The sequence below is a fragment of the Photorhabdus temperata genome (genome assembly GCF_025384845.1).
Taxonomy (GTDB): domain Bacteria; phylum Pseudomonadota; class Gammaproteobacteria; order Enterobacterales; family Enterobacteriaceae; genus Photorhabdus; species Photorhabdus temperata.
The window spans coordinates 1-2,345 of the sequence record NZ_JAJAFX010000145.1; the positions used below are offsets into that span (position 1 = coordinate 1).

Below are 2,345 nucleotides of genomic sequence, written 5' to 3' on the forward strand. Positions count from 1 at the left end.
GCCGGTGAGATAACCATTGACGGGGTTTTCTCCTGATGGAACGGGCACAGCAGCACGTAATCTTTGCCGCGTTTAAAGAGCTGTCGCCCCTGTTGCTCCACCACGGCGACTAAGGAGACGGCGGCTTTCAGGTGCTGTAATTCTGCTTCCGGGATGCGTGCCATAAGTTTGTTCCTTTGAAACCTTGTCAAGACCACTAATATGTTTTATTATGGCACATATATATGTACTATCGTCAAGTGGATATTAATCAAGGGGGTAAAATCATGAGTCACTCGGTTTACTGGTGCTTATCTATGCCCTTATCTGAACGACTCATTGCTTTACGTAAGCAACGTAGCTTATCTCAGCAGGCGATGGCTGATGCTATTGGGATTCATGCTAATAGCTGGAAGAAGTACGAGACAGGGCAGGCTCAGCCTTCCCTCGATGTATTGAAGAAGATCGCGACTTCGCTGAATGTCAGCACGGACTTTTTGTTATTTGATGAACATGAACGTGTGCCAGTTGATGAACTGTCCTTGCAGTTTGAAGCCATCAGCCAGCTTCCTGATGATGAACAGAGTATTGTTCGTGAAGTGCTGGAGAGTTTAATTATCAAGTATCAGTCCCGACGTTGGGATTCAGCCAGACAGGCAGCGAAGAAGAAAGAAGAGTAACGAATAAAGCTAACGCGGATTGCCAGTGCGCCAACACTGACAACCCGCTCACCACAGCAACTAATAGGAGTAGTCACTATGGCTAAGGCGCATTCTAAAGCAGAAGCGGCAGTAAATAAAGCTGTGAAAACAGAACGTTATTACACGGTGGGCTATGTGCCGAACGGGAATAAGGTCAACAACGCCACACCGGCGATACATTTGAAGGGGCTGTGGCTGAGACAGGCGGGGTTTAATACTGGCGGCCAGATTACGGTGAAGGTGATGGATGGCTGTCTGGTTCTGATTCCTGACAGTGAAGCCACACAACACTATCAGCAGCAATACCAGCGGCAGCAAAGCCAACTTAATGAGATTAAGCTGCGGATGCGGGAGATGCTGGCTGAATACAACGCGGGCTAAGGGAGAGGATAAAATGAAAGTGGTGATTGAGCATTTGCAGGACATTCAGTTAACCCACATTGAAGCGCTGGCCTTGGCCCAACTGGTTAAACGACTGAACTGGGCGGAGATACGCGCCTGTGCCGTGAATGACGAGGAAGCGTATCAGATTAAGGATGCGATCTCTAAGCTCCAGTCCGCTCTGGCTTACCGTGGGTATTCACCAAGGTAGATCATAAGAAGACCGGAAGATATCGAAGGATCTTCCGGTTTTGATTCGAAATCATTATTGAGTTAAAACATCTAAATCAAAATGTTCTGGTTGGAAACCTCTGTTAACAACAAATTCAAAAAAATCCTCTTTTATTGATTCAATGCTTCCATCCCCTGATGAATCAAAAAAATATACTTCATTTTTATATTGAGTCTTCTCTTTTAAAAAACCGTAATAACCACCAGTTTCATCATCACTAAAAGCAATGAAACCTTGTGGCATTGAGACCATTTCATATTCTTTATTCTTAACAGGTAAATACCACTCACTATTAGGATTAAGAGAGTAAATATTCACGAATGCAAAATACCCGGCATTATAATTATTTGAAAAATAAATATATTCATCTGGTAAAGTTCCTCCTACAAGCAACTCTACTTGTTCTATATCCTCCTTACTTGCCAAATATTCATCTCCTGATAAAAACCAATTTGGTTTGATGCTTTTTACATAATTAACAACTCGTGAGAATTCATGTGTATTCATGTTAGTACCAAAATATTAATCGTAAATTAGATGAGGATATATTTGCTCTGCACCTTGTTCTCTTGCTCTATACCACCAATGTAATTTCCTATCCGCATCTCGCATGGCCGGTGTGACACCCTGATTAAATTTATTTGGATGTAATGCAGTATTGCCTCTATGAACGTTTGGTAAAACTTCATGGATGGCAGAGCCTGGCATTTGATGAGCATGATGTAGATCTGGCGAGCCTAAACCTTTAGGTGTTCTTCCATGCAATCCATTAAATATGTCTTGTTTACTCCAGTCTCCAGATATTCTGACGGGCTTATCATTCACTCCATAACCAAAACCCGTTTTTGTATTAGGTTTACTGAAATTAGATGATTCTCTGGCGGCTTTACTTGCTGCGATATTGTCCAGAACACGTTGTTTGATTACTGGGCATGTTGCCAGCCCCAGAGGATCAACCCATCCGGTGGGATTATGGACATACGCATACGGGTTCGGACCCCCATTTAGCCCGAGCGGATCTTAGGGACTATCCCGACGCCATCATACGGTTG

The 2,345-nt window shown here is 43.5% G+C and carries 6 protein-coding genes and 1 pseudogene; 3 read left to right on the top strand and 4 right to left on the bottom strand.

Going from position 1 to position 2,345, the window contains the following annotated elements; genetic code table 11:
- A partial coding sequence (locus LGZ99_RS24040; protein ID WP_262979811.1) for a CHC2 zinc finger domain-containing protein occupies positions 1-164 on the bottom strand: 164 nt, incomplete at its 3' end.
- A 132-nt stretch (positions 165-296) separates the two neighbouring features.
- Here LGZ99_RS24040 and LGZ99_RS24045 point away from each other — a divergent pair.
- The 3 genes from LGZ99_RS24045 to LGZ99_RS24055 all read left to right on the top strand — a co-directional run bounded on the left by LGZ99_RS24045 (position 297) and on the right by LGZ99_RS24055 (position 1,272).
- Positions 297-659 carry a helix-turn-helix domain-containing protein gene (locus LGZ99_RS24045; protein WP_046976653.1) on the top strand — a complete coding sequence of 121 codons (363 nt, stop codon included), beginning with the start codon at positions 297-299 and terminating at the stop codon, positions 657-659.
- Between the two features lie 78 nt (positions 660-737).
- Positions 738-1,061, top strand: coding sequence for a SymE family type I addiction module toxin (locus tag LGZ99_RS24050; protein WP_046973704.1), 324 nt, complete (start codon positions 738-740; stop codon positions 1,059-1,061).
- Between the two features lie 13 nt (positions 1,062-1,074).
- Entirely contained in the window at positions 1,075-1,272 is a 198-nt protein-coding gene (locus LGZ99_RS24055; RefSeq protein ID WP_046973705.1) for a DUF7706 family protein, read from the top strand.
- A gap of 54 nt (positions 1,273-1,326) precedes the next feature.
- On the opposite strand, the gene LGZ99_RS24060 is transcribed toward LGZ99_RS24055, so the two are convergent.
- From LGZ99_RS24060 to LGZ99_RS24735, 3 genes and pseudogenes are all read right to left on the bottom strand, one after another.
- Positions 1,327-1,800 (bottom strand): SMI1/KNR4 family protein, encoded by a 474-nt coding sequence (locus tag LGZ99_RS24060; protein ID WP_046973706.1) that lies wholly within the window; start codon positions 1,798-1,800, stop codon positions 1,327-1,329.
- Positions 1,801-1,815: 15 nt separating this feature from the next.
- On the bottom strand, positions 1,816-2,118 hold the full coding sequence (locus LGZ99_RS24065; RefSeq protein WP_046973707.1) for a hypothetical protein: 303 nt from the start codon (positions 2,116-2,118) through the stop codon (positions 1,816-1,818).
- A gap of 99 nt (positions 2,119-2,217) precedes the next feature.
- Positions 2,218-2,313 (bottom strand): annotated as a pseudogene (locus LGZ99_RS24735) (RHS repeat domain-containing protein); the annotation flags it as partial.
- Between the last annotated feature and the right edge of the window lie 32 nt (positions 2,314-2,345).

Bases quoted from the DNA above. Each gene is read 5' to 3' on its own strand.
- LGZ99_RS24055 (WP_046973705.1), top strand. From the start codon at position 1,075: ATGAAAGTGGTGATTGAGCATTTGCAGGACATTCAGTTAACCCACATT.
- LGZ99_RS24060 (WP_046973706.1), bottom strand. From the start codon at position 1,800: ATGAATACACATGAATTCTCACGAGTTGTTAATTATGTAAAAAGCATC.
- LGZ99_RS24050 (WP_046973704.1), top strand. From the start codon at position 738: ATGGCTAAGGCGCATTCTAAAGCAGAAGCGGCAGTAAATAAAGCTGTG.
- LGZ99_RS24045 (WP_046976653.1), top strand. From the start codon at position 297: ATGCCCTTATCTGAACGACTCATTGCTTTACGTAAGCAACGTAGCTTA.